Here is a 24,945-nt window from a genome sequence, read left to right on the forward strand (position 1 = left end):
ATTGTCGCTGATTGGTTTTGACCCCGTCAGGGAGTTTGCAATTCATTCAACGTCGCTGACAAGTCTGGATGATGACCACACGCGCGCAGACAGTGATCTGAAAATTGTCCCTCATTTACCTTGATATCGCTTAAGCACAATTTTTTGGCAAACAGTTTCAGCCTGGTTTTTGTGACCGTGCTGGCGATTGTGCTGGTGCCGGTTTACTTGCGGTGGTTGGGGCCCGAGGCTTATGGTTTGGTGGGGCTGTTTGCCACTTTGCAGGCCTGGTTCAATTTAATCGATATGGGCCTGACGCCTACTTTGGCCCGAGAGTCCAGCCGGCTGCATGCCGGGGTGGTGGGGGCGCATGCTTTTCGTCAGTTGTTTCGCGCCATGACCATGGTTTTTGTCGGATTGGCTGTCGTGGGGGCGCTAATTTTGTGGTGTTTGGCACCATGGGCCGAGGCCAATTGGTTGCAGCGCCAGGCGTTGCAGGCCAAAGATGTGGTGTGGGCGTTGCGTGCGATGTCGCTGGCGGTGGTCTTGCGTTGGCTGGCTGGTTTGTACCGCGGTTTTTTGAGCGGAACGGACAGACAGATGGGGCTGGCCGCTGTAACCGTTTTGATGGCTTGCTTTCGTTATGGCGGGGTGTTGGTGGCCATGGCTTGGTGGGGGGCAACGGTGGAGGTGTTTTTTGCGTTTCAGTTGGTGGCGGCGCTGTTGGAGACCTTGATTCTGGCGGTGTGGACACATGGCGTTTTGCCCCCAACTGCAGAAACCTTGGCTTGGTCTATTTTGCCCGTGCGTCCGGTCTTGGGCATGAGCTTGTCCTTGGCGTTTGCTTCAAGTGTCTGGGTACTGGTCAACCAGGCTGACAAGCTGTTGTTGTCAGGCTTGTTGCCGTTGGCAGACTATGGTTTGTTTTCTTTGGCTGTGGTGTTGGCGGGTGGTGTGATGGTGTTGAGTGCGTCGCTGGGCCAGGCGCTGATGCCTCGTCTTGCGGCTTTGCACGCACGGGGCCAGAGCTTGGCCATGATGGCGCTGTATCGCCGATCGACGCGATGGATGAGTGCGATGGGTTTGGGGGGGGCCATGGTTTTGGCGCTGCTGGCCGAGCCCGTTTTGCTGGCTTGGACAGGGCAAAAAGACATTGCAAGTCAACAGTCGAATGTCTTGGCGGTGTATGCCTTGGGGTATGGGTTGGCGTGTTTGGCGGTATTCCCCTATTACTTGCAATATGCACTGGGGCAGATGCGTCTGCATGTTTGGGGTAACGCATGGATGTTGCTGGTTCTTGTGCCTGGTGTTTTGTGGATCGCGCCCCGTTGGGGAGCGGCAGGCACCGGGTGGCTTTGGGTGGCGCTCAACTTTTGTTTTGCATTTGTGTGGGGGGGCGTTGTGCATCGGCGCTACTGGCCAAGGCAGCATTGGCGATGGATTTGGTGTGATGTCGTTGTGCCCACCGTTCCGGCGCTGTTGGGTGTGTGGGTTTTTGTTCTATGGACACCAGTGGTCGTTGACCGCTGGGAGGCTTTGATTTTGACAGTGACTGTGGGCGGATTTTTGATCGGACTGAATGTCTTGGTTTTGCACTGGCGCGAGCGCTTGGGTGTGCATTAGTTACCTTTGTGGCGTCCACAAATATGTCTCTTGTTCAATCGGCCAATTCACTGGATCTGCTGCGCTTGGTGGCGGCGTGGCTGGTGCTTTATAGCCACCAATATGCTTTGATGGGCTTGCCCGAGCCGTCGTTTTTGGGGCTCAATACTTTTGGTGGTGCGGGCGTTGCCATATTTTTCTTTTTGAGTGGCAGCCTGGTGTGGGGCAGTTGGCGGCGTGACCCGCATTGGGGGCGCTACTTGGCGCGACGGGCATTGCGCATTTTCCCGGCGCTGTGGGTGGTGGTGTTACTGTCCGTTTTGGTGTTGGGGCCAGCCTTGACCACTTGGGCGCTGGCAGATTATTGGCAGGGGCGTGGCACGGCACGGTATGCGGCCAATTTGCTGCTGATCAACCAATACAACTTGCCTGGCGTTTTTGAAACGAATGCCTTGCGGGCTGTGAACGGATCGCTGTGGACTTTGCCTGCTGAATTCTTGTCTTATTTGTTGGTGGGTGTTTGGGGTGTGGCGCGTTGGCGTGGTTGGGATTGGCGCGTGGCATTGGGTGTGCTGTTGATGGTGCTGGCTTCTTATGCTGTTTGGTTTGTGAGTGGACGAGTAAAACCAGCCATGGAGGTGGTGGTGTTGTTTGCTTGGGGTGCTGTTTATGGCGAGTACCGCTGGATGCGCCAACAGGGGCAGCGTTGGGGCTGGCCCGCTTTGGGGTGTTTGGTCCTGGCGTTTGTGCTTTTTGCCGGGACGACCGATCGGGGGCCAGAGCGTACAGTTTTGATGTTGATAGCGGCTGCAACGGTTCACGCAGCGATGCAGGTGGCTTGGGGGGATGTGTTGACTCGCCGTTTGGGGGATATTTCTTACGGGGTTTACATCTACGCTTTTCCGGTGCAACAAACGTGGGTGTATCTGCAGCCTGATTTGTCTTTTGCGGCGCATTTGGGTTTGTCGACCATGACGACGATGGCGCTGGCCTGGCTGTCTTGGCATGGCGTCGAAAAAGTGGCTTTGCGTTGGAAGCCCAAAGGGCCTGTGACGTCATGAAATCTGTTGCCGTGGTGGTGTTGAATTGGAATGGCTGGCGGGATACCGTTGAGTGCATTCAATCGCTCAAGCGGATGGATTACCCAGACTGCAGCATGGTGCTTGTTGACAATGCGTCGACGGATGATTCTGTGCAGCAGATTCGCATGGCTTTCAATGACTTGGATATTTTGCAGTCGGGTGCCAACTTGGGGTTTGGTGGTGGTTGCAATGTGGGCATCCGCAAGGCGCTTGCACTGGGCGTTGATTACATTTGGTTGATCAACAGCGATACCCGGGTTGCACCTGACGCTTTGTCATGCTTGGTTGCGGTGGCCGAGGCCTCTTCTCAGGTGGGGGCTGTGGGCTCTGTCATTTATGAAATGCATGACCCCGACCGTGTGCAGGTTTGGGGTGGCGGTCTGGTGAATGTGTGGTTGGGGCGGTCACACCATCGGCTCACTGCTGGGCCCGTGGATTTTGTGTCCGGTGCCTCGATGTTGTTGCGGGCTGATGCGGTGCGTGAGGTGGGGATGTTTGATGAGCAAACATTCTTCATGTATTGGGAAGACACGGATTTGGGGTTTCGTCTGCGCAAGCGGGGTTGGCAGCTGGCCGTGAGTGCGCACTCAAGGGTTTGGCACAAGCAGTCGGCCAGCTTGGGGCTGGAGAGTCCGTTGTTGGTCGAGTATGGGACGTCCTCTGCGGTCCGATTTTTGCGACGGCATGCGCCGTGGCCCCTGATTTCAGTCACGTTGATGTTGTCTTTGCGGCTGGGTAAAAGGTTGCTGCGCGGTGACTGGCTTCGGCTGCGGGCTTTGTTGCTCGGGTGGGCCAAAGCATGAAGCCTGTTGTTGATGTGTCGGTGGTGGTGCCTTGTTTTGCTTGTGCAGGCACCATTGAGCGAGCAGTTGCATCGGTTGCAGCGCAAACTTGCAGGCCTTTGGAATTGATCTTGGTGAACGACGCGAGTCTGGATGAGACGGCCGCTTGTTTGCAACGCCTGCATGACCAATACCCGCAATGGGTGCATGTGGTTCATTTGGGTGTGAATGTTGGCGCGGGTGAGGCCAGGAATGCAGGCTGGTCCATGGCCAAAGGCAAGTACATTGCGTTTTTGGATGCGGACGATTCTTGGCATCCACGCAAGCTGGAGTGGCAATTTGCTTTCATGCAGGCGCACCCAGACATTGCCTTATCGGGGCATGCGCATGTGATCGGTTCGGGTGCTGCAGATTTAATGCAAATGCACCTTGAAAGCAGCTTGGTCGACAAGTGGACTGTGTTGGCCAGCAACCCCTTTGTGACGCCTTCTGTGATGTTGCGCAAGGAGATTGCGCAGCGCTTTCGTTTGGGCCAAAGGCACATGGAAGACCATTTGCTTTGGATGAATTTGGTTTGTGATGGGCTTAAGATCGCTCGGCTCAATTTGCCGATGGTCACCGTTCATAAGCCGTTGGTCGGCGTCTCTGGTTTAAGCGGCCAGATTGGGGCCATGTCCAAAGCAGACTGGCGCAACTATGGACTGTTGTTTCAAGCACAACGTTTGCATTGGCATGAGCTGACCTTGGCTTGGATTTGGGTCACGCTTAAATTTATTCGCAGAATGGTGTTGATTTTTGTGCGTCGATTTGCAGGGCGCAAAGGTCTTGGAATGGATCAGAAGTGACTGCAAATTATTCAATTGATATTTCTCTGGTGAGTCATGGACACGGCCTATTGGTCATGCAGGCGCTGGAGTCGTTGGCTTCTTCGTTGGATGGAAGTTGCGTCACAGTTCGTGTTTTGTTGACCCTGAATGTGCCGGAGCCTCATCTTGAACAGATGGTGCAAAACAAGGCATGGCCATTCACTTTGCAGTTGATTGAAAACTCTGTGCCATTGGGTTTTGGAGCCAACCACAATCAGGCCTTTAGTCACTGTGCTGCACCTTGGTTTGCCGTGGTCAATCCGGATATTTTTTGGCCAGCTGAAGACGCATCCTTTTGGACAGCATTGGGACAAGATGCGTGGCCCAAAAGCGTGGGTGTGGTGTGTCCTGCCCAGTATGACGCCGATGGAAAGAGGCAAGATTTCACACGTGTTTTGATGACGCCATGGGAGTTGATCGGTCGTGTTTTTCGACGCTGGTTTGGGGCAGCGCCTTCCAACGTGGCGGCTTCTGTCGAGCAAGCAGACTGGGTCAATGGCGCATGCTTGTTTTTTCGTTCAGAGGCCTTTTCGGAGCTGAAGGGTTTTGATGAGCGCTATTTCATGTATTGCGAAGACACTGATATTTGTTTGCGTTTGCAGTTGGCAGGGTGGTCCATGCAGGGTGCCGATTGGGCCGTGATGCATGACGCACGCCGTAACACAGGACGAAGTTTGCGTCATTTGGGCTGGCATTTGCGAAGTTTGTGGCGTTTGTGGGCGTCTGACTCGTTTTGGGATTTTGTTCGACGTGTGCGCTGATCAGCTTGCGCTGGCGTTCCATTGAGGCGTGCTCATTTAAAATAAATATCTACTTTTGATCGGTTGCTGTGCTTCTTCTCGCATTTTTGAGTTTTGTTGTGTCGTGGATGGCGGTGCGCATGGTGCGCCGCTGGTTCCGTCGGCACGCCGAAAACTATGCAATTGATGCGCCACAGCGATTTCACCGTGGTGCTGTGCCGCGCTTGGGTGGCCTGGGCATGGTGATGGGGTGGCTGGCAGGCTTGACCGCAGCGGTGTTGTTGCCACACCTGGGTGTTTATCCGGGAGTTTCGCTGACTTGGGCCGAGTTTGCAGGTTTTGCACTGGTGGTTTTGTCTGCTGTTTTTGTGGGCTCGGCCGAAGACGCCACTCAACGTGTCTCGGTGCGCTGGCGTTTGTTGGCCACAGGCTTGTCTGGCTTGCTGGCTGTTTGGCTTTTGGATATTTCTGTGCCGCGCTTGGGCTTGGGCTGGTTAGATGTGTGGTGGTCGGCATGGCCTGTATTGGGCATGGCTTTGGCTGTGCTGGCCATCATGGGGTTGCCGCATGCGTTCAACATCATTGATGGCTACAACGGTTTGGCAGGTTCGGTTGCAGTATTGATGGGTTTAGCGCTGGCCCACATCTCATTGCAAGTGGGCGACAGGCAGTTGGCGGCCTTGTCTTTGTGCATGGTGGCGACCACATTGGGTTTTCTGTTCTGGAATTACCCTAAGGGCTTGATTTTTGCGGGTGACGGTGGCGCTTATTTGTGGGGCGTGGTCATTGCGCTGATTTGTATTTTGCTGGTGCAGCGTCATCCCTTGGTATCTCCCTGGTTTGCGGTTTTGTTGTTGATTTATCCGGTTTGGGAAACGTTATTTTCCATTTACCGCAAGTGGGTGCGGGGAGACTCCCCTGGTATGGCTGATGCGCTGCATTTGCATCAGTTGGTTTATCGACGTTTGGTTGGTGTCGTGTTTGATGACGATGAGGCTGGCAGCTTGCTGTCGCGCAACAACCGTACCAGCCCTTATTTGATGGCCTTTACTTTGATGTCAGTCGCGCCAGCGGTGTTTTTTTGGTCCAACACGCCAGTGTTGATCGGCTTTTCTGCGCTGTTTGTGGTGACTTATGTGGGCGCTTATTTGATGATTGTCCGGTTCAAGATTCCTGATTGGCTTAAGCGCTGAGTCGAGTGGCAATTATCGAAGGCATGGATCCGAGATCAAGTCTGGGCAGACACATACCGGGGTCTTCCCCCCTGATCGGGACGGTGGCAGATTCGGGGGACGGTGTTGTCAAAAATTGGATGTGCGAAAAATCAGAGGATTTAGGATTTTTGCGATGACTGATACTGAGCAGACAACAGCAAAAGGCTGACGCTGATGGACAAAATCGTCGGGTAGTAATTGTGAGCAAAGTTCATGTTGGTGAACGCTGTGGTCATGTGCATGCCCAATACAGCCAGCATGCCATTGGCCGATGTGCTTAAGCCCGATTGATAAAGACGCCAGGCACACCATGCCATGCCCACGCTGTAGCAAAAAAAGCTCAGCAAGCCCAAGATGCCAAATTCCACAGCGGTATGAATATAGTCGTTGTGAAAATGCCCTAACGATTTGACCGTGTCTGACTGGCTGTCGGTGGCAGCTTGTTTGATGAGGTCTTTGCCTCCGGTAAAGCCTAAACCCAAACCCCAGTGGTTTTGAAAAGCCTGAAGACCCGCTATCCAGAGCACGACGCGAGCACCGTTGGATGAGTCGGCAATGAAGCTGTCCGAGTCCTTGGTCAAGCCAAGCTCTGCGGCGACTTGGTGAACCCTTTGGAGAGGTGACTCTGAACGCGGAGCAAGAGTAACCGCCACCGATGCGATGATCAAGGCCAGAGCAGTTTTCAAGAGCTTGCCTTTGATAGGGATGGGCGCAGATTTGCGGCTTTGCCACCACCAAAGGGCAGGCCAGATCAATACCAATGCGTAGCTACCTCGAACACCACTGATCAAGACAGCGCAGACGCCCAACAAGCTGCAGATGCGCCAAACGTTGGCAGTTGGGGCGCTGACAGAAATCAGGAAACTCCAAGTCAAAAGCAGACATGACAAGATGGAAACACCTGCTGCCCAAGGGATTCGGTTGGTGGGGGCGGCATGGGATCCCCAAATGGCCGCCAGACCGAAGGCCAGAACACAGGCCACGGACAAAGCGTGCCCTACACCTGTAAACCAGCTTTTGGGCAGTCGTTGGTAATGAATCACCAGGTAGCTGCCGGTGGCACCGATGAGCAGCCTGAATTCAGCATGACGTTCTTCCCATGGCCCCGACCAATAAACCATGGGGATGGTTTTGAGCGCCAGTGCCAGCAAACAAAAGTAAAGCCAGCCTTTGGCAATGGCTTTCAGTGTTGTGTGGATTGGGTGTGTTGAGCCTTGGAATTCAGTTGGTGTTTTTTGAAGCCAGTAATAAATGCCGATCAACACCAATGACAACCAGAAAGCTCCTGCTGCTTTGGTGCTGATTGTTCCTGCGGCCAGCAATAGCAAGCTGGCATAGGTCGGCCATGAAGACAGGAGGGTTCGAAGCATTGTTTATTTTACGGTGCCGAATAATTGGAGCCGGCATCCTATGAGTCTGGCTGGGATATTTTGAACAATGGGTTTGTAGCGGTAGCGAGTTCTGGCTCGCGAATCTAGATCAAAGCCAATAGACATGGCCCCTCCCGATCGAGTCGGGGGTTACAAGTGAGAATTGTCATGCCCGCGAACGCGGGTATCCATGGCGGTCGAAGGCAGCAGATATGGACCCCCGATCAAGTCGGGGGTGACATGTCCAGGTGGCGGGGGTGACAGGAGATTTGTCATACCCGCGCATGCGGGTATCCATGGCAGTCGAAGGCTGCAGTCATGGACCCCCGATCAAGTCGGGGGTGACAAATAAGGCAGGCGGGGGTGACAAGAGATTTGTCATACCCGCGCATGCGGGTATCCATGGCAGTCGAAGGCAGAAGCGCTTAAACCACCACCTTGATCTTGCCCGCAGCGTCCCTTGCGCGTTGCAGCGCGTTAGGGCCTTTGGCCAGGGCCACGGCCATGCGGCGGTAGGGGCGGGTGGTGGGTTTGCCGAAGATGCGCACGTCCACACCCGGCTCGCTCAGGGCTTCGGCGACGCCTGTGAAGCTGGGGTTTGTGCCCTCAATGCCTGCCAACACCACGGCGCTGGCGCCTTCCACACACTCAATGCTCGGAATCGGCAGGCCCAAAATGGCGCGGGCGTGCAAATCAAATTCGCTCAGGTTTTGGCTGATGAGGGTGACCATGCCGGTGTCGTGCGGGCGGGGGCTGAGTTCGCTGAAAATCACTTCGTCTTTGGTCACGAAAAATTCAACCCCAAACAGGCCTGCGCCGCCTAAGTCGGTGGTGACTTTTTCGGCCATGTCTTGCGCGGCTTTGACTTGCTCGGGCGTCATGCCCTGGGGCTGCCAGCTGTACTGGTAGTCGCCGCGCTCTTGCACGTGGCCAATGGGTGGGCAAAACAGCGTGGGGCCCTTGCGCTGGCGCACGGTCAGCAGGGTGATTTCAAACTCGAAGTGGATGAATTCTTCGACGATGACTTTTTGGCGGTCGCCACGCATGCCTGCGCAGGCGTAGTCCCAGCTGGCTTGCACGTCGGCCGCCGTCTTGGCCACGCTTTGGCCTTTGCCCGATGAGCTCATGACGGGTTTGATGACGACCGGGAAACCGATCTCGGTGGCGCGGGCCAGCAGCTCGGCGGCTGAGTCGGCGTAGCTGAACTTGGCGGTGCGCACGCCCAGGCCCACGGCCACGTCGCGGATGCGGTCGCGGTTCATGGTCAGGTTGGCGGCGCGGGCGCTGGGGATGACTTCAAAGCCTTGCTTTTCCACATCGAGCAGCACTTCGGTGCGGATGGCTTCGATCTCGGGTACGATCAGGTCAGGCTGGTATTTGGCAATGGCGGCGCGCAGCGGCGCTTCGTCGAGCATGCTGAAGACGCAAAACTCGTCGGCCACTTGCATGGCAGGCGCACCCGCATAGCTGTCGCAGGCGATGACGTGGCAGCCCAGGCGCTTGGCGCTGATGACGAATTCTTTGCCGAGCTCACCGGAGCCGAGGAGGAGGATTTTTTTCATGGCGATGGGTATCGAGTTGAATTTTTTGGGGGAATGTCGTGGGTATTTTGCAGTGTTGAACGTGTGCTCAATACCTGTCGGTGTTGCCACCCAGAGATTGAAGGACGCCGCCCCAGAATGAGGCTCTTTCGGCATAGGCTTCTGGGTCGAGTACGCCACTGGCCCCTGCGTAGACGGCTGTTTGCACCATCACGATGCCGGTCGCGGGTTGCACAAACACGGTTTGCCCGTGAACCCCTTGCATGCCGAAACTGCGTTCTTTGTGCGGCAGTAGCCAAAATTGGAAGCCGTAACCGGCGCTGGGTGTGGCGCGGTAGGGTTTGAATGCATCAGGCTGGCGTGCGGGGTCTGTTGCGTCCAGCAAGTAGTCTTTGGGGATGACTTGTGTATCACCCACTTTGCCATCCCGAGCCAACATGTGCCCCAAGCGTGCCCAGTCGCGCAAGCTGGCGTTGAAGCAGAAGTAAGCGCCTTCCTGACGGTCTTTGGCGGTGCACCAGAAGGCGTCTTGTTCTGCGCCGATGGGTTTCCAGAGCCATTCAGATGTCAGGTCGGCCATGGTCTTGCCTGTGGCGGCGGTCAGGACGCGGCCCAGTACTTCGGTTTCGGCGCTGGCGTAAATGAATTTTTCGCCAGGGGCACTGTGCCTTTCGGTGAGGCTGCGCAGCACACTGACGACCGAGGGGATGCCTGTGGCCACACTGCGCGAGAGTTTGGCGACATCGTCTTGTCCGTCATAGCGCTCAGTGAATCGAATTCCGGAGCTCATGCGCAACAAATGTCGAATCGACGTTTGGCCATAGGGACTGCCTTCGAGGTCCTTGGCGTAAAGGCCCGCTTGGTCGTCGATGGACTTGATCAAGCCTTTGGACAGCGCACTGCCAATCAACAGGGAGGTGACGCTTTTGGCCATCGAAAACGATAAAAAACGGGCTTGGTCAGAGCGGCCATAGCGGTAGCGTTCGGCGATGATTTCGCCGTTTTTCAGAATCAACAAACCGGTGATGCGTCGACGATCCAGGTAGTCGTCCAGCGTGTAACCCAGGTTGCGGTGGCGATAGCGGATGTCCACCGATGTGGCAGCTTTGGGCAAAGGGGTTGAGGTTTCACCTTTGGCCACCTTGTGGGTCAGCACGCCAGGCACCTTGTTCAGTGCCGACCAGGAGCCAACCCGATACTGCATTTGCGAAAGATTGCCCCCTGGGCTGAGAGGGTAGCCTGCGTTTTTGCCAAGCGCCTCTTCATCTGGCTCGGCGTGTGCCAAGGTGACCAGTGCGCACGCCGACCAAGCCAGCAAGTACCAGCCTGCGCTTTTGAATGTGTGTAGGCCATTCACGGCGAAGAACCTCAGAATTTTTGGAAGTCGGTGTAAATCGCTTGCATTTGCGCCGCCGTCAAGCGGTTGCCGTGCTGGCTGACCACTGCCGCCGCTGTGCGGTTGGCCAGCGCCGCCGCTTGCGCGGGCGTGTGGCCGTGGGTGATGCCGTACAAAAAGCTGCCGGCAAACATGTCGCCTGCGCCGTTGGTATCCACCGCTTTGGTGGGCACTGCGGGCACTTCGGTGCGCTGCTGGCCTTGCACCACGATGCAGCCTTTGGGGCCACGGGTCAGACACACGGTTTTGGCAAGTGGCGAGAGCTGGCCAATGATGGCGTCGAGGTCGGTGCTGCCGCACCAGGTCTGTGCTTCTTCTTCGTTGGCAAACAAATAGTCCAGACCGTCGCCGATCATGGCCTCCAGGCCTGCTTTGCAGAAGTTGATCATGCTCACATCGCTCAGCGTCAGCGCGGTTTGCACCTGGTGATCGATGGCGATTTGGCGGCCTTTCACTGCAGCTTCCAGGCCGGTGGGGGATGCGGCCAGGTAGCCTTCCATGTAATAGATTTTGGATTTGGCGATGTCTTGCGGGTGCAGGGCGCTGGCGTCGAGCTGCGAAGTGGCACCCAGGAAAGTGCACATGCTGCGTTCGGCATCGGGCGTGACCAGCACCATGCAGCTGCCAGTCTGGCCTTCGGTGTGGCGTGTGTGGGTGAGGTTGGTGGCCACGCTGTTGGTTTGCAGGTCTTGCGTGTAAAAAGCGCCCAGCTCGTCGTCGGCCACGCGGCACGAATAAAACGCTTGGCCACCCAATTGCGCCAGCGCCACCACGGTGTTGCCCGCCGAGCCACCACCTGTGCGGCGTGCGTGCAGGCCTTGCACATGGGTCAGTAATTCGGCGCGTTGGGGCGTGTCGATCAGCGTCATGTGCCGCTTGCTCACGCCCATTGCGGCCAGCAGTTCGTCGGAAACTTCGTATTCGGTATCGACCAGGGCGTTGCCAATGGCGTAGAGGTGGTAATGGGACATAGGCCGTAAGGGGATGAGCAAAAGCAAGGAGTTTAGCGGCTGCACCGCCTTGGCACCCCCCACAAGGGGCCGAGGTCAGCGCATCAGAGCTTCAAGCCCTTGGGCAGCGGGAATTTGATGGTTTCCTGAATGCCGTCCAGTGTGCGCACCGACACTGCGCCCAACACGCGCAGGCGTGCAATGACCTCTTGCACCAGCACATCCGGGGCCGAGGCGCCTGCGGTCAAGCCGACTTTTTGGGCGCCCTCAAACCAGGCCGGGTCCAGGTCGGCCGCGCTGTCCACCATGTAGGCGGGCGTGCCCATGCGGTCGGCCAACTCGCGCAGGCGGTTGCTGTTGGAGCTGGTGGGGCTGCCCACCACGATCACCACATCCACCTGCGGGCTCATGAGCTTGACGGCGTCCTGCCGGTTTTGGGTGGCGTAGCAGATGTCTTGTTGCTTGGGCTCGCGCACCTGCGGAAAGCGCGCTTTCACGGCCGCCACAATCTCGGCCGCGTCGTCCACACTCAGGGTGGTCTGTGTGACCACGGCCAGCAAGGCGGTTTGGGTGGGCTGGACTTTGGCCACGTCGGCCACGTCTTCCACCAGGTGAATGCCGCTGTCGAGCTGGCCCATGGTGCCTTCCACCTCGGGGTGGCCTTTGTGGCCGATCATGATGAACTCGTAGCCTTCTTTGTGCAGCTTGGCCAGCTCCACATGCACCTTGGTCACGAGGGGGCAGGTTGCATCAAAAATGCGAAAACCCCGTTGTTCCGCTTCGTCTTGAATCGCCCGGCTCACGCCATGGGCGCTGAAAATCAAGGTTGCCCCAGGCGGCACGTCCGACAACTCTTCAATGAAAATCGCGCCCTTGGCCTTGAGGTCGTTCACCACATAGGTGTTGTGCACGATCTCGTGGCGCACATAAATGGGCCTGCCAAACTTGGCCAACGCATGCTCCACGATGTCGATGGCCCGGTCCACCCCGGCGCAAAAGCCGCGGGGTTCGGCCAAAAAAATCTCCGTCATCACAGCACCCCGATCAGCTCGACCTCAAAGGTCACGGGCTGCCCTGCCAGCGGGTGGTTGAAGTCAAACAGCACCGCGCCCGCTTCGCCCACCTCCAGCACGGTGCCGGCATAAGAGCCCAGGCCATCGGGCGTCGGAAACTGCACCACATCGCCCGCCGCGTATTTTTCGGTCGGGTCGCCCAGCTCGTTGAGCAGCTTGCGGGCCACCCATTGCTGCATGTCCGGAATGTGGTCGCCAAAGGCCTCGCCTGCCGGAATCTCCATCACCACCCGGGTGCCTTCGGCCAGACCCAGCAAACGCTGTTCGACGGCGGGCGATAAAGTGCCCGAGCCCAGCGACAGGGTGGCGGGCTTTTCGTTGAAGGTGTTGATGATGTCCCCCTGCGGCCCTGCCAGGCGGTAGTGAAGCGTCAAGAAAGAACCGGGTTCGACAATGGACATAAGGGTTTTCTGGAATGCCGCAAACGCGGCCAAACAGGCATAAAGAAGGCACTATTGTAAAAAGCCCGGCCGACCCACCCCACAAAAGGGGCAAGAAGGACCGATGGCCGCTCCGGGGAGGGGCATCAGATGAGCATCAAGGACTTGCCGGCCGATGCCCGCCCACGTGAAAAATTGCTCGCCCGAGGCCCCCAGGCCCTGAGCGATGTGGAGCTGCTGGCCATTTTGTTGCGCACCGGCATGGCGGGCAAAAACGTGTTTCAGCTGTCCGAAGAGCTGCTGGGGCCGGACGGCATTGCTGGGCTGCTGCAGGCCACCGCCGCCTCACTCAAAAAGGTCAAGGGCCTTGGGCCTGCCAAACAGGCTGAATTGCTGGCTGTTTTCGAGATGGCGCGCCGGGCCCTGAGCCAGCGCCTGAAAGAGCGCGAGGCCTTTCACACGCCCGATGCGGTCAAGCAGTATTTGCAACTGCAGCTGGCTCACAAAAACCACGAAGTCTTTGCGGTGCTGTTTTTGGACAGCCAAAACCGCCTGCTGGCCATGGAAGAGCTTTTTCGGGGCACGCTCAGCCAGACCAGCGTCTATCCGCGCGAAGTCGTCATGCGCGCCTTGCACCACCAGGCCGCTGCCGTGGTGCTCAGCCACAACCACCCCAGCGGCTCGGTGCAACCCAGCCGGGCCGACGAACACCTGACCCAGACCCTCAAGGCTGCTTTGGCCTTGGTGGACGTGCGCGTGCTCGATCACATCATCGTGGGGCAGGGGCAGGCCCTGTCGATGGCGGAGCAGGGGTTGATGTGATGGCCAACATTCGGCCGCAGGGGCGGCCTCCCACAGGGACAGGGCATCTGGTGTTTCGTGGGAGATGGTATGGATGCCTCCCTCCTTCGGGAAGGGGCAGTGGATTGGGGCAGATGACGGCAACCAGATGGGGTGGACCCTCTGGCGGATACGGCATCAAAGTGCCCAAATCGTGATAGACCAGAGTCTTCACTAACACCGCAGAGGATCCGACATGAATCGTAATACAGGTATGTACGCAGGCCAAGTCATTGGCTGGATGGGTGGACTCCAAGTCGTGGGCATGGACATCGCCAAAAGCGTGTTCCAGCTGCACACGGTGGACATGCACACGGGCGAACTGCAGGACAAGCGTCTGTCGCGCGACAAGGTGCTGGCGTTCTTCAGCAACCGCCAGCCCTGTGTGGTGGCCATGGAGGCATGCGGCGGGGCCCACCACTGGGGGCGCAAGCTCCAGCAAATGGGGCACCAAGTCAGGCTAGTGCACGCCAAAGCGGTGCGCCCCTTTGTGCTGGGCAACAAGACCGATGTGACGGACGCCCGGGCGATCTGGCTGGCGGCGCAGCAATCGGGCATGCGCTTTGTGGCCGTCAAGACCACCGAACAGCAAGCCACGCTGGTGCTGCACCGCCAGCGCCAGTTGCTGGTGAAGATGCGCACGATGGAGCTCAACGCGCTGCGGGGCATGCTCTACGAGTTCGGGGCGGTGTTTCCCAAGAGACGTGATGCGTTGCTGGGGGAGGTGCAGCAGGCGCTGGACAAGTTGCACGATGTGCTGCCCCAAGCGGTGCGAGACAGCCTGAGCGAGCAAGTCCAGCGCATCCGCTGCTGCAGCGAGGCCATTGCGGCCACGGAAATCCGCCTGAAGCAACAACTGGCTGCAGACGAGCAAATGCAGCGGTTGGTAAGTATCCCCGGGGTGGGGTTGCTGACCGCGACGGCGGCCATTGCCACGATGGGCCAGGCCAGCCAGTTCAAGTCGGGGCGGGAGTTTTGCGCCTGGCTGGGGTTGGTGCCAAGGCAAGAGGGCACGGGAGGCAAGGTGCGACTGCTGGGCATCAGCAAACGGGGAGACAGTTACCTGCGCACGCTGCTGGTGCACGGGGCGCGTTCGCTGGTGTGCCGAGGCAAGACACCCAGTGCGTGGCAAAGCGAATTGCTAGAGCGCAGGCACAAGAACGTGGTGATCGTGGCGCAGGCGGCCAAGACGGCGCGGATCATTTGGGCGGTGACGGCCAAAGGACAGGCGTACCAAGGGGGGCATCAAAGCAGCAGGCCAGAGCAAAAGCAGGCTGAACAGGAGAGTGCGATGGCGCAGAGCTGAGAACCTGAAGCCTAAAAATCGAAGCAAACAAAGCGATACAGCCTTGAAAGGCTGACGGGCAGCAAAGCAAGATCATGTGAAACAGGTCAGACCGGGGCAGGCCAAACCTGAGAGGCTCGCGGGACGAGAAAAGTCCGGGTGGGAGATTAAGGCGCTTGCCAGCGGATATCCATGAGGGCCACGGACGAATGTTCGAAACAAGGCCGAATATAAGGATGCAGCCGACTTCTTTACAGAAATCATGCAAAGGTGCTTGTCAACCGGGAGGCATCCATATAAGCGAGCCCCTGCTCGCGAATGCCAGCCGGAGCCACAGCACACATTCGGCCGCAGGGGCTGCCTCCCACAGGGAAGCTGCGCGAATGCCGGACGTCACTACAATGGCGGCATGCTTGATATTGTTCTTCTCCGCAAAGATCTGGACGTTGCTGTGGCGCGTTTGCAGACCCGTAAAAATCCTCAAAACTTCCTGAATGTGGAGGCTTTTCGCGCTTTGGAGGGTGAGCGCAAAACGCTGCAGACCCGCACCGAAGAGCTGCAAAGCCAGCGCAACAACCTGTCCAAGCAAATTGGCATGCTCAAGGGCAAAGGCCAGCACGCCGAAGCCGATGCGGTGATGGCCCAGGTGGGGGCGATCAAGGAAGAGCTGGACGCTTCGGCCCAACGCCTGGACGTGATTCAGGCCGAGTTGCAAACCCTGTTGCTGGCGGTGCCCAATTTGCCGCACGAATCCGTGCCTGTGGGGGCCGATGAGCATGGCAACGTCGAGGTGCGCCGCTGGGGCACGGTGCCGAGCTTTGACTTTGAGGTCAAGGACCATGTGGACATTGGCGAAAAGTTGGGGCTGGACTTTGCCACCGGCACCAAGCTCACCGGTTCGCGCTTCACTTTCATGCGCGGCCCCATGGCCCGTTTGCACCGGGCATTGGCCCAGTTCATGCTGGATGTGCAGACCAACGAACATGGCTACACCGAGTGCTACACGCCTTACATCGTGAACGCCGACACGCTGCGCGGCACGGGCCAGCTGCCCAAGTTTGAAGCCGATTTGTTTGCCGCCAACAAGGGTGGGCAAGAGGGCGAAGAAAGCCAGGCGCTGTATTTGATCCCTACGTCCGAAGTGACGCTGACCAATGTGGTGCGCGACGAGGTTCTGGCGGAAGCCGATTTACCGATCAAGTTGACCGCGCACACACCGTGCTTTCGCTCTGAAGCGGGCAGTGGCGGGCGTGATGTGCGTGGCCTGATCCGCCAGCACCAGTTCGACAAAGTCGAGATGGTGCAGATCGTGCACCCCGAGAAAAGCTACGAAGCCCTGGATGCCATGACCGGCCATGCTGAGGCCGTTTTGCAAAAGCTGGGCTTGCCTTACCGGGTGATGAGCCTGTGCACGGGCGACATGGGCTTTGGCGCCAGCAAGACCTATGACTTGGAAGTCTGGGTGCCTGCCCAAAACACCTACCGCGAGATCAGCTCGGTCTCCAACTGCGAGGCCTTTCAGGCGCGCCGCCTGCAGGCCCGCTTCAAGAACGCGCAAGGTAAAAACGAGTTGGTGCACACCTTGAACGGTTCAGGCCTGGCCGTGGGCCGTGCGCTGGTGGCGGTGCTTGAGAATTACCAGAATGCCGATGGCTCGGTCACCGTGCCTGAGGTGCTGCGCCCCTACATGGGCGGCGTGGCGCTGCTGAGCGTTTGAAGTGGCGTTGGCTAACACCAGGAGTGCGTTGATGAATGGCATGCATCGTGTTTTGTGGGCGTTTCTGGTGGCTGCAGGTTTGGCTGGTGGCTTGGCAGGCTGTGCCACAAGCACCAGCAGCACACCTTCTGTGGGCGTGGGGCCGGACGGTAAGGTTCAGAACCCGGTGCAGTTGCTGGGGCAACTGCCTTTGCCGCCCGGTGCGGTCATTCGCGCCGATCAGTCTTTGATCATTGGCGCGGGTGACAACTGGGTGGGCCGTGTGGTGCTGGATGTGGGGCGCGATTTTGACGCGGCTTACAGGTTCTTCCTTGAGACCTATCCGGCGCAGGGCTGGACCGTGGTGTCGGCTGTGCGTGGCAAGAACAGTTTCATGGTCATGACGCGGCAAGAGCGCACGGCCACGTTAGAGATGGTCGATGGCGGCATGTTGGCGGGCAGTGTGGTGTCAATGACCATGGCCCCACGCAACGCGGCGGTGATGGTGCCCAAAAAGCCCTGAGTGGCTCTGCTAGAATCTCGGCTTCGACAAATACTCAGGAGGGGTGGCAGAGTGGTCGAATGTACCTGACTCGAAATCAGGCGTAGTGGCAACACTACCGAGGGTTCGAATCCCTCCTCCTCCGCCAGTTAGAAACCCCGCATTGGTTTGCCAATGTGGGGTTTTTTTATGACTTTCACGGCGTCCGCTTTCTGTGACGCTTGTTTCAAAACCTCAGACTGTGGTCATGAAATCTCTGTTCTTGTTGCTGTTTGCCGCCTTGGTGGCTACATGTCTGCCGGGTTGTACGCTTGTGGCCATTGCCGATGCGGCGGGTTCTGCGGTGGTTTATGGCCTCAAAACCACGGTGAATGTGTTGGACGCCGTGACGCCCGACATCGTGAACAAGAAGAAAGATTGATCCGCTCGGTGCTGGCTGACGCAAACCTGTAGCGGGAGACTGGATCAGGTCAAACTGCCGCCACAAAGCAAAACCGGCACAGATGTGCCGGTTGCCAGAAACGAAACAGGCACTTGAAGTGCCTGTTGTTTTTTAAATACCCAACCAGCCGTTGGTGCGTGCAAAGTGCAGCGCTTGGGTGCGGCTGTTGACGCCCAAGCGGCGGAACAGGCGCCAGAAGTGCACCTTGACGGTGTGCTCACTGATGTCGAGTTTTTCGGCAATTTCGCGGTTGGACAAACCTTGGTCCAGCATCAGGATCAATTGCTTTTGGCGCTTGGACAGTTTGGTGGGGCCTGCAGGCGTTGCAGATTCTTCTGCTGCGGCTTCTTCTTCTTCAGAGATCAGCAAAGAACGCAAGGCCGCGATGATTTGTGTCGGGCTGTTGGATTTTTCGATGAAGGCGTTGGCGCCGGCTTCAAGGCAACGTGCCTCAAATTCGCTGGCGCTGGCACTTGTGACCACGGCCAGTGGCACATCCGGAAATTTGGATTTCAAAACCTGAACGCCAGACATGCCCAAAGTGTCGGGCAACTGCAAATCGAGACAAAACAGCTCGGGAGCCCCATTTTTTTCGACAGTGGACTCCACCACATTCAATTTGTGGATCGGGATGATTTTGAGGCCGGGTTTGACGCGGTGGACGAGCATTGTCAGCGCATCGCGCATCAATGGGTGGTCGTCGATGACATATACAGTCATGTTTTAGTTCTCTGCAGTAGGCTTAAAGTTTAAGGATACACCTTATTGTGAGTTTTCGCAATATAAATTGTCAAATACCGAAATAATTTATTTGACTGTTTTTGTTGAATTTATCAAGTCGTCCAGTGCCTGGGCCCAAAGTGGCTCGTTTTCTGGTGTGAGTGGCTCCAAGCGTGCACTCAACTCGCTCAGGCAGGCAGCGCCTTCGGATTGCAGGCGCGCCATGGTTTGGGCGGCTTCTTTGGGCGAGGCAAAGCCCAGACTTTGCAAGATCAGCCGGCCTTGTGCATCGACCAGCTTGAAGTAGAACTGACCGTCTTTTTCGCGGTATTGCTTGAAGCTGGGCATGGCCGCTTTGGCTTCTTTGGCCACGGGTGCCGTCGCACCGGATGACAGGGCGCGAAGCCCCACCGCATGGCGCACTTCGCGCATGAACGGTGTGGCCAGTTGGCGGGCTTTGTCGGCACCGGCCAGCAAGATTTTGTCCATCTGGGCGGGGTTGTCGATGAGGGCTTGGTAGTGCTCGCGCATGGGGGCGATTTCGCGGTCGATGCGTTCGAACAGCATTTGTTTGGCATCGCCCCAGCCAATGCCATCGGCATAGGCCTGGGCCATGGCGGCTGTTTCTTCGGCGTTGGCAAAGGCCTGGTAGATCTGGAACAGGGCCGAGCCTTCGGTGGTTTTGGGCTCACCCGGGGCTTTGGAGTCGGTGACGATGCCCGCGATCTGTTTGCGCATTTGCGCGGCCGGGGCAAACAGTGGGATGGTGTTGTCGTAGCTCTTGCTCATTTTGCGGCCGTCCAGGCCGGGCAACAGGGCCACCGATTCTTCGATCACCGCTTCGGGCAGCACGAAGTGTTCGCCATACAAATGGTTGAAGCTCGACGCCATGTCGCGCGCCATTTCGATGTGCTGGATCTGGTCGCGGCCCACCGGCACTTTGTGCGCCTTGAACATCAAGATGTCGGCGCCCATGAGCACCGGGTACATGAACAGGCCTGCGGTCACGTCGGCATCGGTGTCCTTGCCTGCTTCGTTGTTTTTGTCCACCGCCGCTTTGTAGGCATGGGCGCGGTTGAGCACACCTTTGCCGGTCACGCAGGTCAACAACCAGGTGAGTTCAGGAATCTCGGGGATGTCGGACTGGCGGTAGAACGTGACTTTTTCGGGGTCCAGGCCCGAGGCGATCCAGCTGGCCGCGATCTCGAGTGTGGAGCGCTGGATGCGGGCCGGTTCATCGCACTTGATGAGGGCGTGGTAGTCGGCCAGAAAGTAAAAGCCGTCGGTGTTGGGGTCTCGGCTGGCTTGCACAGTAGGGCGGATGGCGCCCACGTAGTTGCCCAAGTGAGGCGTGCCGGTGGTGGTGATGCCGGTGAGGACACGGGTGCGGGGCTTGGAGGTCATGTGAGCAAAAAAATCAACGAAGCAAAAAAGACAGGGGACTGAGCACCAGTTTGATCAGATCAAAGGTCACGCCCATGAGGGGCTGCATCCACAACGCGCTGATGACGCCCGTGATGACCAGCGCCATGACGATGTAAAAACCAAAAGGTTCGACGCGAGAGAACATGACGGCTTGTCGCCAAGGCAGCAAGCCCACCAGAATGCGGCCGCCGTCGAGTGGTGGCAGCGGGAACAAGTTGAAGGCGAACATGACCACGTTGGTCAGCATGCCGGCTTTGCACATTTCAAGAAAGAAGCGCTCGGTGATGCCACTGCCCGCCAGCACATAGAGCAACACGCCCCACAGCAGTGCTTGCAACAAATTGGAGGCTGGCCCCGCCAATGCCACCCAGACCATGTCGCGTTTGGGGTGCCGCAGTTGTTCAAAGCGCACAGGCACGGGTTTGGCGTAACCAAACAAAAAGGCACCGCCGGTGCTGAAGTACAGCAGCAGCGGCAGCAAGATGGTGCCCATCGGGTCAATGTGGGGCAGCGGGTTCAGCGTCACGCGCCCCATCATGGCGGCGGTGTTGTCGCCCAGGCGCTGCGCGGCATAACCGTGCGCGGCCTCGTGCAGGGTGATCGCAAAGATCACCGGCAAGGCATAGATGAGGACGGTTTGGATGAGGTCGGTCATAAGCATCCGATTGTCTCAGACCTGGCTTGTGCTTTGACTTGGGGTGCTGATGTCTTTGTGGGAGGCCGCCCCTGCGGCCGAATGTGCGTCATCGCACGCTGCCTTTGTGGGAGCGAGCCCCTGCTCGCGAATGGTGACTGAGCTGTCTCCGACATTCGGCCGCAGGGGCGACCTCCCACAGGGAAAACCGTTCAGAGGCCCAAGAGCGCCGGGTCGCCTTGGCCGCGCCGCAGTACTTCGGGCGCGTCGCCGCTCATGTCGATCACAGTGGTGGGCTCCAGCGAGCAGGCCCCTGCATCGATGACGGCACCGACCTGGTGTTCCAGGCGTTCGCGGATGTCATCGGGGTCGTTCAGCGGCATGTCTTCGCCGGGCATGATGAGGGTCGCCGCCAACAGGGGGGCACCGTGCAGGGCCAGCAGCTCTTGCAGCACTTTGTGATCGGGCACACGCAGGCCGATGGTTTTGCGCTGCGGGTGGCTGACCCGGCGTGGCACTTCTTTTGTGGCTTCCAGAATGAAGGTGAAGGGGCCGGGCGTGGCTTGCTTGATGGCGCGAAACTGTTGGTTGTCGACCCGGGCGTAGTTGGCCAGCTCGCTCAGGTCTCGGCACAACACGGTCAGGTGGTGCTTGTCGTCTACACCGCGGATACGGCGCAGTTGGTCGGCGGCGTTTTTGTCGTCCAGGTGGCAGACCAGCGCGTAGCTGGAGTCGGTGGGCACCGCCAGCACGCTGCCTTGGTTGAGCAGTTGCACCGCTTGCTTGAGCAGGCGGGCTTGCGGGTTGTCGGGGTGAACGGTGAAAAACTGAGCCATGGTGTCTTGACGAGCGGATGGATACGGAATTCAGGATTCTGGCGGCTGGATGGTGATGCGGTTTTCGCGCACGGTGAGCCAGGCCCCCAAAGCGCCGCACAAGGCCACCAGGCCCATGCCCACAAAGGTCCATTGGTCTGGCAGGTGGCCAAAGACAAGCCAGCCGCCCAGCACGGCAAAGCCGATTTGCGCATACATGTAGGGTGTGAGCGTGGCGGCGGGGGTTCGGCCATAGGCCAGGATCAGCAAGAAATGCCCGATGGATGCGAGCACGCCCATCAGCAAGAGTTGCAGCCAAACCGTCCAGTCCTGGGGCATTTCCCAGACGAAAGGCAGGATCAGCGAGGACAAGATGGTGCCGATCCAGCCTGTGTAGAAGTGCATGGTGATCGGGTCTTCGGTTTTGGCCATCTTGCTGGTCAGGATCTGGAAGCCCGCATTGGTGGCCACCAACATCAGCGGCAGGATCACGGTCCAGTCAAAGTGATGGCTGCCGGGCCGGATGATGACCAGCGTGCCTGCAAAGCCGCCGGCCACCAGCATCCAGCGCAGGGGGCGGATTTTTTCTTTGAGCATCCAGGCGGCCAGCAGCGTGATGACCAGCGGGGCCAACAGCGCGATGGATGTGAATTCGCCAACGGGCATGTATTTGAGGCTGTAAAAAGCCAGGATGCTGCAGGCAAACAGCAACAAGCCGCGCGCCAGCTGAAAGCGCGGGTGTTGCGTCAGCAGCACTTGGCGGCCACGGCCTGGCCAGACCACCACCGTGGTGATGAGCGCCTGAATGGCATAGCGGAACCAAAGTGCCACCAGCACCGACAAGCCCGCACTGATGTGCCGGGTGGTGGTATCCAGGGTGGCGAAGCAGGCGGTGGCCAGAACGGCAAAGCCGATGCCGTGGAGCGTATGGGCGGCGGGTTTTCTCACTGAATGCGGTCGGCCAGCAGTTGCCAGACCGGGGTCAGTTGCCCAGGCAAGAGGGGCAGGGTGCCCAGATCAATGCGGCTTTCAGTGGGGCTGTGAAAGTCACTGCCGCGAGAGGCCACGAGGTCGAATTCGAGGGCGGTTTCGGCGTAACGCACGGCTTCTTGCGAAGAGTGGCTGCCGGTGATGACTTCCACGCCGCGCCCACCGTGGGCCTTGAATTCGCTGAACAGTGCGTATTCTTCGTTGGGCGTGAAGCCATAGCGTGCCGGGTGGGCAATGACGGCGATGCCACCGGCATCGGTGATCCATTGCACCGCTTCTTGCAGACGCGCCCAGCGGTGGGGCACGTAACCGGGTTTGCCTTCGGTCAGGAATTTGCGAAACACCTCCGAGGTGTCGCTGCACACGCCGGTCTCGACCAGGTGGCGTGCAAAGTGGGTGCGTGAAATCAGTTCGGGGTTGCCCACATATTGGAGCGCCCCTTCATAGGCGTTCAGGATGCCGACTTTGGCCAGGCCATCCGACATTTCCTGAGCGCGTTCGCTGCGGCCACCCCGGGTGCGGCGCAAGCCTTCGACCAGCGCCGTGTTGTGGGCGTCAAAGCCCAGGCCCACGATGTGCACGGTCTGGTTGGCAAAGGTGATCGAAATTTCGGTGCCCGTGAGGTAGGGCAGGCCTTGTGCACGGGCTGCGGCCAGCGCGCGGTCTTGCCCACCCACTTCGTCGTGGTCGGTCAGTGCCCATAGTTCGACACCATTGGTTTTGGCGCGTTCGGCCAGAGCTTCGGGGGTGAGGGTGCCGTCAGAGACAACGGAATGGCAGTGCAGGTCAGCGTTCATGGTGGGTTCCTGCGTCTTATTCTAGGCGTTTGAAACGGGGCGGATGCCGTGCCGATGCAAAGCCCTGCCGAGCTGAGCAGCCCTGCCGGTCTTCGGGGTGTTGCAGGTGGCCGATAATCGGGCCATGAATTTGACGCCTACTTGTGTGGAGCTTGTTGCATGGCACTGATGATCACCGATGAATGCATCAACTGCGATGTGTGTGAGCCCGAGTGCCCGAACCAGGCGATTTATCTGGGCGAAGAAATTTACGAAATCGACCCCTCCAAATGCACCGAGTGCGTCGGTCATTTTGACGAACCGCAGTGCGTGCAGGTCTGCCCAGTGGCCTGCATTCCCGTCAACCCCCAGCATGTTGAGAACCAGGAATCGCTGTGGGCCAAATACCGGCGTTTGCAGGGCCAGTGAGCAGGGCGGCCCGAATTACTCGGGGGTGGTGTTCTCTGCCGCCGGGGCCTTGACCGGCTTGGGTGGTTTGGGCCGTGGGGGCTTGCTGGTGTGAATCTTGGCCATGGCTTTTTCCATCTCGCCTGCCAGCAACAGCGGCAAAGCGCTCACCGAGCGGTGGATGCTGTCTTCGATGGCTTTTCGGTGCTCCAGCATCGGCTTCTTTAAAACCCAGCTCACCACTTCGGCCTTGTCGCCAGGGTGGCCCACACCAATGCGCAGGCGCCAGTAGTCTGCAGTGCCCAGCTGCGCATGGATGTCGCGCAGGCCGTTGTGACCGGCATGGCTGCCGCCCAGTTTGAGCTTGGCTTCACCGGGCGGAATGTCCAGTTCATCGTGCGCCACCAGAATCTCTTGCGGCTGGATTTTGAAAAACCGCGCCAACGCACTGACCGATTTGCCCGACAGGTTCATGAAGGTCTGCGGTTCGAGCAACCACACGGTCTGGCCGTTGACCGTGGTGCGGGCCATCAGGCCGTGGTAGCTGCGCTCGGGCACCAACGAGACCTTGAGCTCGCGTGCCACCGCATCGATCCACCAAAAACCGGCGTTGTGGCGGGTGTCTTCGTATTCGCTGCCCGGGTTGCCCAGGCCGACTAGGAGTTTGATCATGGTGTGTGATTATCCTTGTGCTCTTGGCCGTGTTGTCTGAAATGCTTTGGCCCAAAGAAAAAGGCCCGCAGAGCGGGCCTTTGGGCGCAGGGCTTTTCAGCCCAAACAAGAAGATTACTTCTTGCCTTTGCCCTTGCCTTTGGCGTCTGCAGGTGCAGCGGCCACAGGTGCTGCCACCACTTCTTCGACAGGAGCCACCACGGACACGAGGACCGGGTTTTTCTTGCCGTGCGTGATGGCTTTGCAGCCAGCTGGCAAGGTGATGTCGTTCAGGTGCAGGGATTTGCCCATGGTCAGGCCTTTCAAGTCCACCGCGATGAATTCGGGCAGGTTGGCAGGCAAGCAAGCCACTTCGAGTTCAGTCACGACGTGAGTGACGGTGCACTTGTCGGTCTTGACGGCTTCGGACTCTTCTTCGCCGCTGAAGTGCATGGGCACTTTCATGTGCAAAGTGGTGTTGGCGTCGACGCGCTGGAAGTCGATGTGTTGCACCAACTGCTTGTAGGGGTGCATTTGGTAGTCACGCAGCAGCACTTGGCTGGTTTGACCGTTGAATTCCATCTCGAGGATCGAGGCGTGGAAAGCTTCTTTTTTCAGGGCGTGCCACAAAGCGTTGTGGTCCAGCTCGATGAGTTGGGGGGCCGATGTGGAACCGTAAACGATGCCAGGTGTGCGACCGGAATTGCGGAGACGGCGGCTCGCACCCGTGCCCTGCTTAGCGCGCTCAAAAGCGACAAATTTCATACATTTCTCCTTCTAGGGTCC

26 protein-coding genes and 1 tRNA gene are annotated in these 24,945 nt (G+C 58.3%); 13 read left to right on the forward strand and 14 right to left on the reverse strand.

Going from position 1 to position 24,945, the window contains the following annotated elements:
* Window positions 1-144: 144 nt before the first annotated feature.
* The 6 genes from ACZ5VE_RS02620 to ACZ5VE_RS02645 all read left to right on the forward strand — a co-directional run bounded on the left by ACZ5VE_RS02620 (window position 145) and on the right by ACZ5VE_RS02645 (window position 6,244).
* A complete protein-coding gene (locus ACZ5VE_RS02620) occupies window positions 145-1,602 on the forward strand; it encodes a lipopolysaccharide biosynthesis protein (RefSeq protein ID WP_464456532.1) in 1,458 nt (485 codons plus the stop codon).
* A 23-nt stretch (window positions 1,603-1,625) separates the two neighbouring features.
* On the forward strand, window positions 1,626-2,642 hold the full coding sequence (locus ACZ5VE_RS02625) for an acyltransferase family protein (RefSeq protein ID WP_464456533.1): 1,017 nt from the start codon (window positions 1,626-1,628) through the stop codon (window positions 2,640-2,642).
* On the forward strand, window positions 2,639-3,466 hold the full coding sequence (locus tag ACZ5VE_RS02630; RefSeq protein WP_464456534.1) for a glycosyltransferase family 2 protein: 828 nt from the start codon (window positions 2,639-2,641) through the stop codon (window positions 3,464-3,466). The genes ACZ5VE_RS02625 and ACZ5VE_RS02630 overlap by 4 nt, the downstream gene beginning before the upstream one ends.
* On the forward strand, window positions 3,463-4,290 hold the full coding sequence (locus ACZ5VE_RS02635) for a glycosyltransferase family 2 protein (protein ID WP_464456535.1): 828 nt from the start codon (window positions 3,463-3,465) through the stop codon (window positions 4,288-4,290). Before ACZ5VE_RS02630 ends, ACZ5VE_RS02635 begins: the two co-directional genes overlap by 4 nt.
* The gene (locus ACZ5VE_RS02640) at window positions 4,287-5,072 is read left to right on the forward strand and encodes a glycosyltransferase family 2 protein (RefSeq protein ID WP_464456536.1); all 786 of its coding nucleotides are present in this window, start codon (window positions 4,287-4,289) and stop codon (window positions 5,070-5,072) included. The genes ACZ5VE_RS02635 and ACZ5VE_RS02640 overlap by 4 nt, the downstream gene beginning before the upstream one ends.
* A gap of 68 nt (window positions 5,073-5,140) precedes the next feature.
* Complete coding sequence (locus ACZ5VE_RS02645) at window positions 5,141-6,244, forward strand: glycosyltransferase family 4 protein (protein WP_464456537.1); 1,104 nt, start codon at window positions 5,141-5,143, stop codon at window positions 6,242-6,244.
* 140 nt (window positions 6,245-6,384) lie between these two features.
* Here the strand turns inward: ACZ5VE_RS02645 and ACZ5VE_RS02650 are convergent, their stop codons facing one another.
* From ACZ5VE_RS02650 to ACZ5VE_RS02675, 6 genes are all read right to left on the reverse strand, one after another.
* Window positions 6,385-7,635 carry an O-antigen ligase family protein gene (locus tag ACZ5VE_RS02650; RefSeq protein WP_464456538.1) on the reverse strand — a complete coding sequence of 417 codons (1,251 nt, stop codon included), beginning with the start codon at window positions 7,633-7,635 and terminating at the stop codon, window positions 6,385-6,387.
* Between the two features lie 425 nt (window positions 7,636-8,060).
* Entirely contained in the window at window positions 8,061-9,197 is a 1,137-nt protein-coding gene (gene purT / locus ACZ5VE_RS02655; RefSeq protein WP_464456539.1) for a formate-dependent phosphoribosylglycinamide formyltransferase, read from the reverse strand.
* Window positions 9,198-9,264: 67 nt separating this feature from the next.
* Complete coding sequence (locus ACZ5VE_RS02660; RefSeq protein ID WP_464456540.1) at window positions 9,265-10,533, reverse strand: serine hydrolase domain-containing protein; 1,269 nt, start codon at window positions 10,531-10,533, stop codon at window positions 9,265-9,267.
* An 11-nt stretch (window positions 10,534-10,544) separates the two neighbouring features.
* The gene (locus ACZ5VE_RS02665) at window positions 10,545-11,543 is read right to left on the reverse strand and encodes an adenosine kinase (RefSeq protein WP_464456541.1); all 999 of its coding nucleotides are present in this window, start codon (window positions 11,541-11,543) and stop codon (window positions 10,545-10,547) included.
* Window positions 11,544-11,626: 83 nt separating this feature from the next.
* Window positions 11,627-12,553 carry a 4-hydroxy-3-methylbut-2-enyl diphosphate reductase gene (ispH, locus tag ACZ5VE_RS02670; protein ID WP_464456542.1) on the reverse strand — a complete coding sequence of 309 codons (927 nt, stop codon included), beginning with the start codon at window positions 12,551-12,553 and terminating at the stop codon, window positions 11,627-11,629.
* Window positions 12,553-12,996 (reverse strand): FKBP-type peptidyl-prolyl cis-trans isomerase, encoded by a 444-nt coding sequence (locus tag ACZ5VE_RS02675; RefSeq protein ID WP_464456543.1) that lies wholly within the window; start codon window positions 12,994-12,996, stop codon window positions 12,553-12,555. Before ACZ5VE_RS02675 ends, ispH begins: the two co-directional genes overlap by 1 nt.
* 129 nt (window positions 12,997-13,125) lie before the next feature.
* Here ACZ5VE_RS02675 and radC point away from each other — a divergent pair, with 129 nt between their 5' ends.
* From radC to ACZ5VE_RS02705, 6 genes are all read left to right on the forward strand, one after another.
* Window positions 13,126-13,797, forward strand: coding sequence for a RadC family protein (gene radC, locus ACZ5VE_RS02680; protein WP_464456544.1), 672 nt, complete (start codon window positions 13,126-13,128; stop codon window positions 13,795-13,797).
* A gap of 259 nt (window positions 13,798-14,056) precedes the next feature.
* On the forward strand, window positions 14,057-15,121 hold the full coding sequence (locus ACZ5VE_RS02685) for an IS110 family RNA-guided transposase (RefSeq protein WP_464457420.1): 1,065 nt from the start codon (window positions 14,057-14,059) through the stop codon (window positions 15,119-15,121).
* Window positions 15,122-15,509: 388 nt separating this feature from the next.
* Window positions 15,510-16,817, forward strand: coding sequence for a serine--tRNA ligase (gene serS / locus ACZ5VE_RS02690; RefSeq protein WP_464456545.1), 1,308 nt, complete (start codon window positions 15,510-15,512; stop codon window positions 16,815-16,817).
* A gap of 31 nt (window positions 16,818-16,848) precedes the next feature.
* Entirely contained in the window at window positions 16,849-17,319 is a 471-nt protein-coding gene (locus ACZ5VE_RS02695; RefSeq protein ID WP_464456546.1) for a hypothetical protein, read from the forward strand.
* A 37-nt stretch (window positions 17,320-17,356) separates the two neighbouring features.
* A tRNA-Ser gene (locus ACZ5VE_RS02700) sits at window positions 17,357-17,446 on the forward strand.
* Between the two features lie 99 nt (window positions 17,447-17,545).
* Window positions 17,546-17,719 carry a hypothetical protein gene (locus tag ACZ5VE_RS02705; protein ID WP_464456547.1) on the forward strand — a complete coding sequence of 58 codons (174 nt, stop codon included), beginning with the start codon at window positions 17,546-17,548 and terminating at the stop codon, window positions 17,717-17,719.
* A 132-nt stretch (window positions 17,720-17,851) separates the two neighbouring features.
* Here ACZ5VE_RS02705 and ACZ5VE_RS02710 read toward each other — a convergent pair whose 3' ends face one another.
* The 6 genes from ACZ5VE_RS02710 to ACZ5VE_RS02735 form a co-directional block, all read right to left on the reverse strand.
* Window positions 17,852-18,460 carry a response regulator transcription factor gene (locus tag ACZ5VE_RS02710; RefSeq protein WP_464456548.1) on the reverse strand — a complete coding sequence of 203 codons (609 nt, stop codon included), beginning with the start codon at window positions 18,458-18,460 and terminating at the stop codon, window positions 17,852-17,854.
* Between the two features lie 87 nt (window positions 18,461-18,547).
* Window positions 18,548-19,864: a tryptophan--tRNA ligase gene (locus ACZ5VE_RS02715; protein ID WP_464456549.1), complete on the reverse strand. Its 1,317-nt coding sequence runs from the start codon at window positions 19,862-19,864 to the stop codon at window positions 18,548-18,550.
* Window positions 19,865-19,877: 13 nt separating this feature from the next.
* Window positions 19,878-20,546, reverse strand: a complete 669-nt coding sequence (locus ACZ5VE_RS02720; RefSeq protein ID WP_464456550.1) for a site-2 protease family protein — start codon at window positions 20,544-20,546, stop codon at window positions 19,878-19,880.
* A gap of 185 nt (window positions 20,547-20,731) precedes the next feature.
* The gene (locus tag ACZ5VE_RS02725; RefSeq protein WP_464456551.1) at window positions 20,732-21,355 is read right to left on the reverse strand and encodes an L-threonylcarbamoyladenylate synthase; all 624 of its coding nucleotides are present in this window, start codon (window positions 21,353-21,355) and stop codon (window positions 20,732-20,734) included.
* Between the two features lie 30 nt (window positions 21,356-21,385).
* The gene (locus ACZ5VE_RS02730) at window positions 21,386-22,282 is read right to left on the reverse strand and encodes a DMT family transporter (protein WP_464456552.1); all 897 of its coding nucleotides are present in this window, start codon (window positions 22,280-22,282) and stop codon (window positions 21,386-21,388) included.
* Complete coding sequence (locus ACZ5VE_RS02735) at window positions 22,279-23,121, reverse strand: 3',5'-nucleoside bisphosphate phosphatase (protein WP_464456553.1); 843 nt, start codon at window positions 23,119-23,121, stop codon at window positions 22,279-22,281. The genes ACZ5VE_RS02730 and ACZ5VE_RS02735 overlap by 4 nt, the downstream gene beginning before the upstream one ends.
* Before the next feature lie 159 nt (window positions 23,122-23,280).
* Between ACZ5VE_RS02735 and ACZ5VE_RS02740 the strand changes: the two genes are divergently transcribed.
* Entirely contained in the window at window positions 23,281-23,529 is a 249-nt protein-coding gene (locus tag ACZ5VE_RS02740) for a YfhL family 4Fe-4S dicluster ferredoxin (RefSeq protein ID WP_019430476.1), read from the forward strand.
* Window positions 23,530-23,544: 15 nt separating this feature from the next.
* On the opposite strand, the gene pth is transcribed toward ACZ5VE_RS02740, so the two are convergent.
* Together pth and ACZ5VE_RS02750 are read right to left on the reverse strand one after the other, a co-directional pair.
* Entirely contained in the window at window positions 23,545-24,180 is a 636-nt protein-coding gene (pth, locus tag ACZ5VE_RS02745) for an aminoacyl-tRNA hydrolase (protein WP_464456554.1), read from the reverse strand.
* Between the two features lie 114 nt (window positions 24,181-24,294).
* On the reverse strand, window positions 24,295-24,924 hold the full coding sequence (locus ACZ5VE_RS02750; RefSeq protein WP_464456555.1) for a 50S ribosomal protein L25/general stress protein Ctc: 630 nt from the start codon (window positions 24,922-24,924) through the stop codon (window positions 24,295-24,297).
* Between the last annotated feature and the right edge of the window lie 21 nt (window positions 24,925-24,945).

The sequence above is a fragment of the Limnohabitans sp. INBF003 genome, assembly GCF_055396645.1.

Excerpts from the sequence above, each read along its gene's own strand:
- ACZ5VE_RS02625 (WP_464456533.1), top strand. The coding sequence starts at position 1,626 with ATGTCTCTTGTTCAATCGGCCAATTCACTGGATCTGCTGCGCTTGGTG.
- ACZ5VE_RS02630 (WP_464456534.1), top strand. The coding sequence starts at position 2,639 with ATGAAATCTGTTGCCGTGGTGGTGTTGAATTGGAATGGCTGGCGGGAT.
- ACZ5VE_RS02635 (WP_464456535.1), top strand. The coding sequence starts at position 3,463 with ATGAAGCCTGTTGTTGATGTGTCGGTGGTGGTGCCTTGTTTTGCTTGT.
- ACZ5VE_RS02650 (WP_464456538.1), bottom strand. The coding sequence starts at position 7,635 with ATGCTTCGAACCCTCCTGTCTTCATGGCCGACCTATGCCAGCTTGCTA.
- purT (WP_464456539.1), bottom strand. The coding sequence starts at position 9,197 with ATGAAAAAAATCCTCCTCCTCGGCTCCGGTGAGCTCGGCAAAGAATTC.
- ACZ5VE_RS02665 (WP_464456541.1), bottom strand. The coding sequence starts at position 11,543 with ATGTCCCATTACCACCTCTACGCCATTGGCAACGCCCTGGTCGATACC.
- ispH (WP_464456542.1), bottom strand. The coding sequence starts at position 12,553 with ATGACGGAGATTTTTTTGGCCGAACCCCGCGGCTTTTGCGCCGGGGTG.
- ACZ5VE_RS02675 (WP_464456543.1), bottom strand. The coding sequence starts at position 12,996 with ATGTCCATTGTCGAACCCGGTTCTTTCTTGACGCTTCACTACCGCCTG.
- radC (WP_464456544.1), top strand. The coding sequence starts at position 13,126 with ATGAGCATCAAGGACTTGCCGGCCGATGCCCGCCCACGTGAAAAATTG.
- ACZ5VE_RS02685 (WP_464457420.1), top strand. The coding sequence starts at position 14,057 with ATGGGTGGACTCCAAGTCGTGGGCATGGACATCGCCAAAAGCGTGTTC.
- serS (WP_464456545.1), top strand. The coding sequence starts at position 15,510 with ATGCTTGATATTGTTCTTCTCCGCAAAGATCTGGACGTTGCTGTGGCG.
- ACZ5VE_RS02695 (WP_464456546.1), top strand. The coding sequence starts at position 16,849 with ATGAATGGCATGCATCGTGTTTTGTGGGCGTTTCTGGTGGCTGCAGGT.
- ACZ5VE_RS02705 (WP_464456547.1), top strand. The coding sequence starts at position 17,546 with ATGAAATCTCTGTTCTTGTTGCTGTTTGCCGCCTTGGTGGCTACATGT.
- ACZ5VE_RS02710 (WP_464456548.1), bottom strand. The coding sequence starts at position 18,460 with ATGACTGTATATGTCATCGACGACCACCCATTGATGCGCGATGCGCTG.
- ACZ5VE_RS02715 (WP_464456549.1), bottom strand. The coding sequence starts at position 19,864 with ATGACCTCCAAGCCCCGCACCCGTGTCCTCACCGGCATCACCACCACC.
- ACZ5VE_RS02720 (WP_464456550.1), bottom strand. The coding sequence starts at position 20,546 with ATGCTTATGACCGACCTCATCCAAACCGTCCTCATCTATGCCTTGCCG.
- ACZ5VE_RS02725 (WP_464456551.1), bottom strand. The coding sequence starts at position 21,355 with ATGGCTCAGTTTTTCACCGTTCACCCCGACAACCCGCAAGCCCGCCTG.
- ACZ5VE_RS02735 (WP_464456553.1), bottom strand. The coding sequence starts at position 23,121 with ATGAACGCTGACCTGCACTGCCATTCCGTTGTCTCTGACGGCACCCTC.
- ACZ5VE_RS02740 (WP_019430476.1), top strand. The coding sequence starts at position 23,281 with ATGGCACTGATGATCACCGATGAATGCATCAACTGCGATGTGTGTGAG.
- pth (WP_464456554.1), bottom strand. The coding sequence starts at position 24,180 with ATGATCAAACTCCTAGTCGGCCTGGGCAACCCGGGCAGCGAATACGAA.
- ACZ5VE_RS02750 (WP_464456555.1), bottom strand. The coding sequence starts at position 24,924 with ATGAAATTTGTCGCTTTTGAGCGCGCTAAGCAGGGCACGGGTGCGAGC.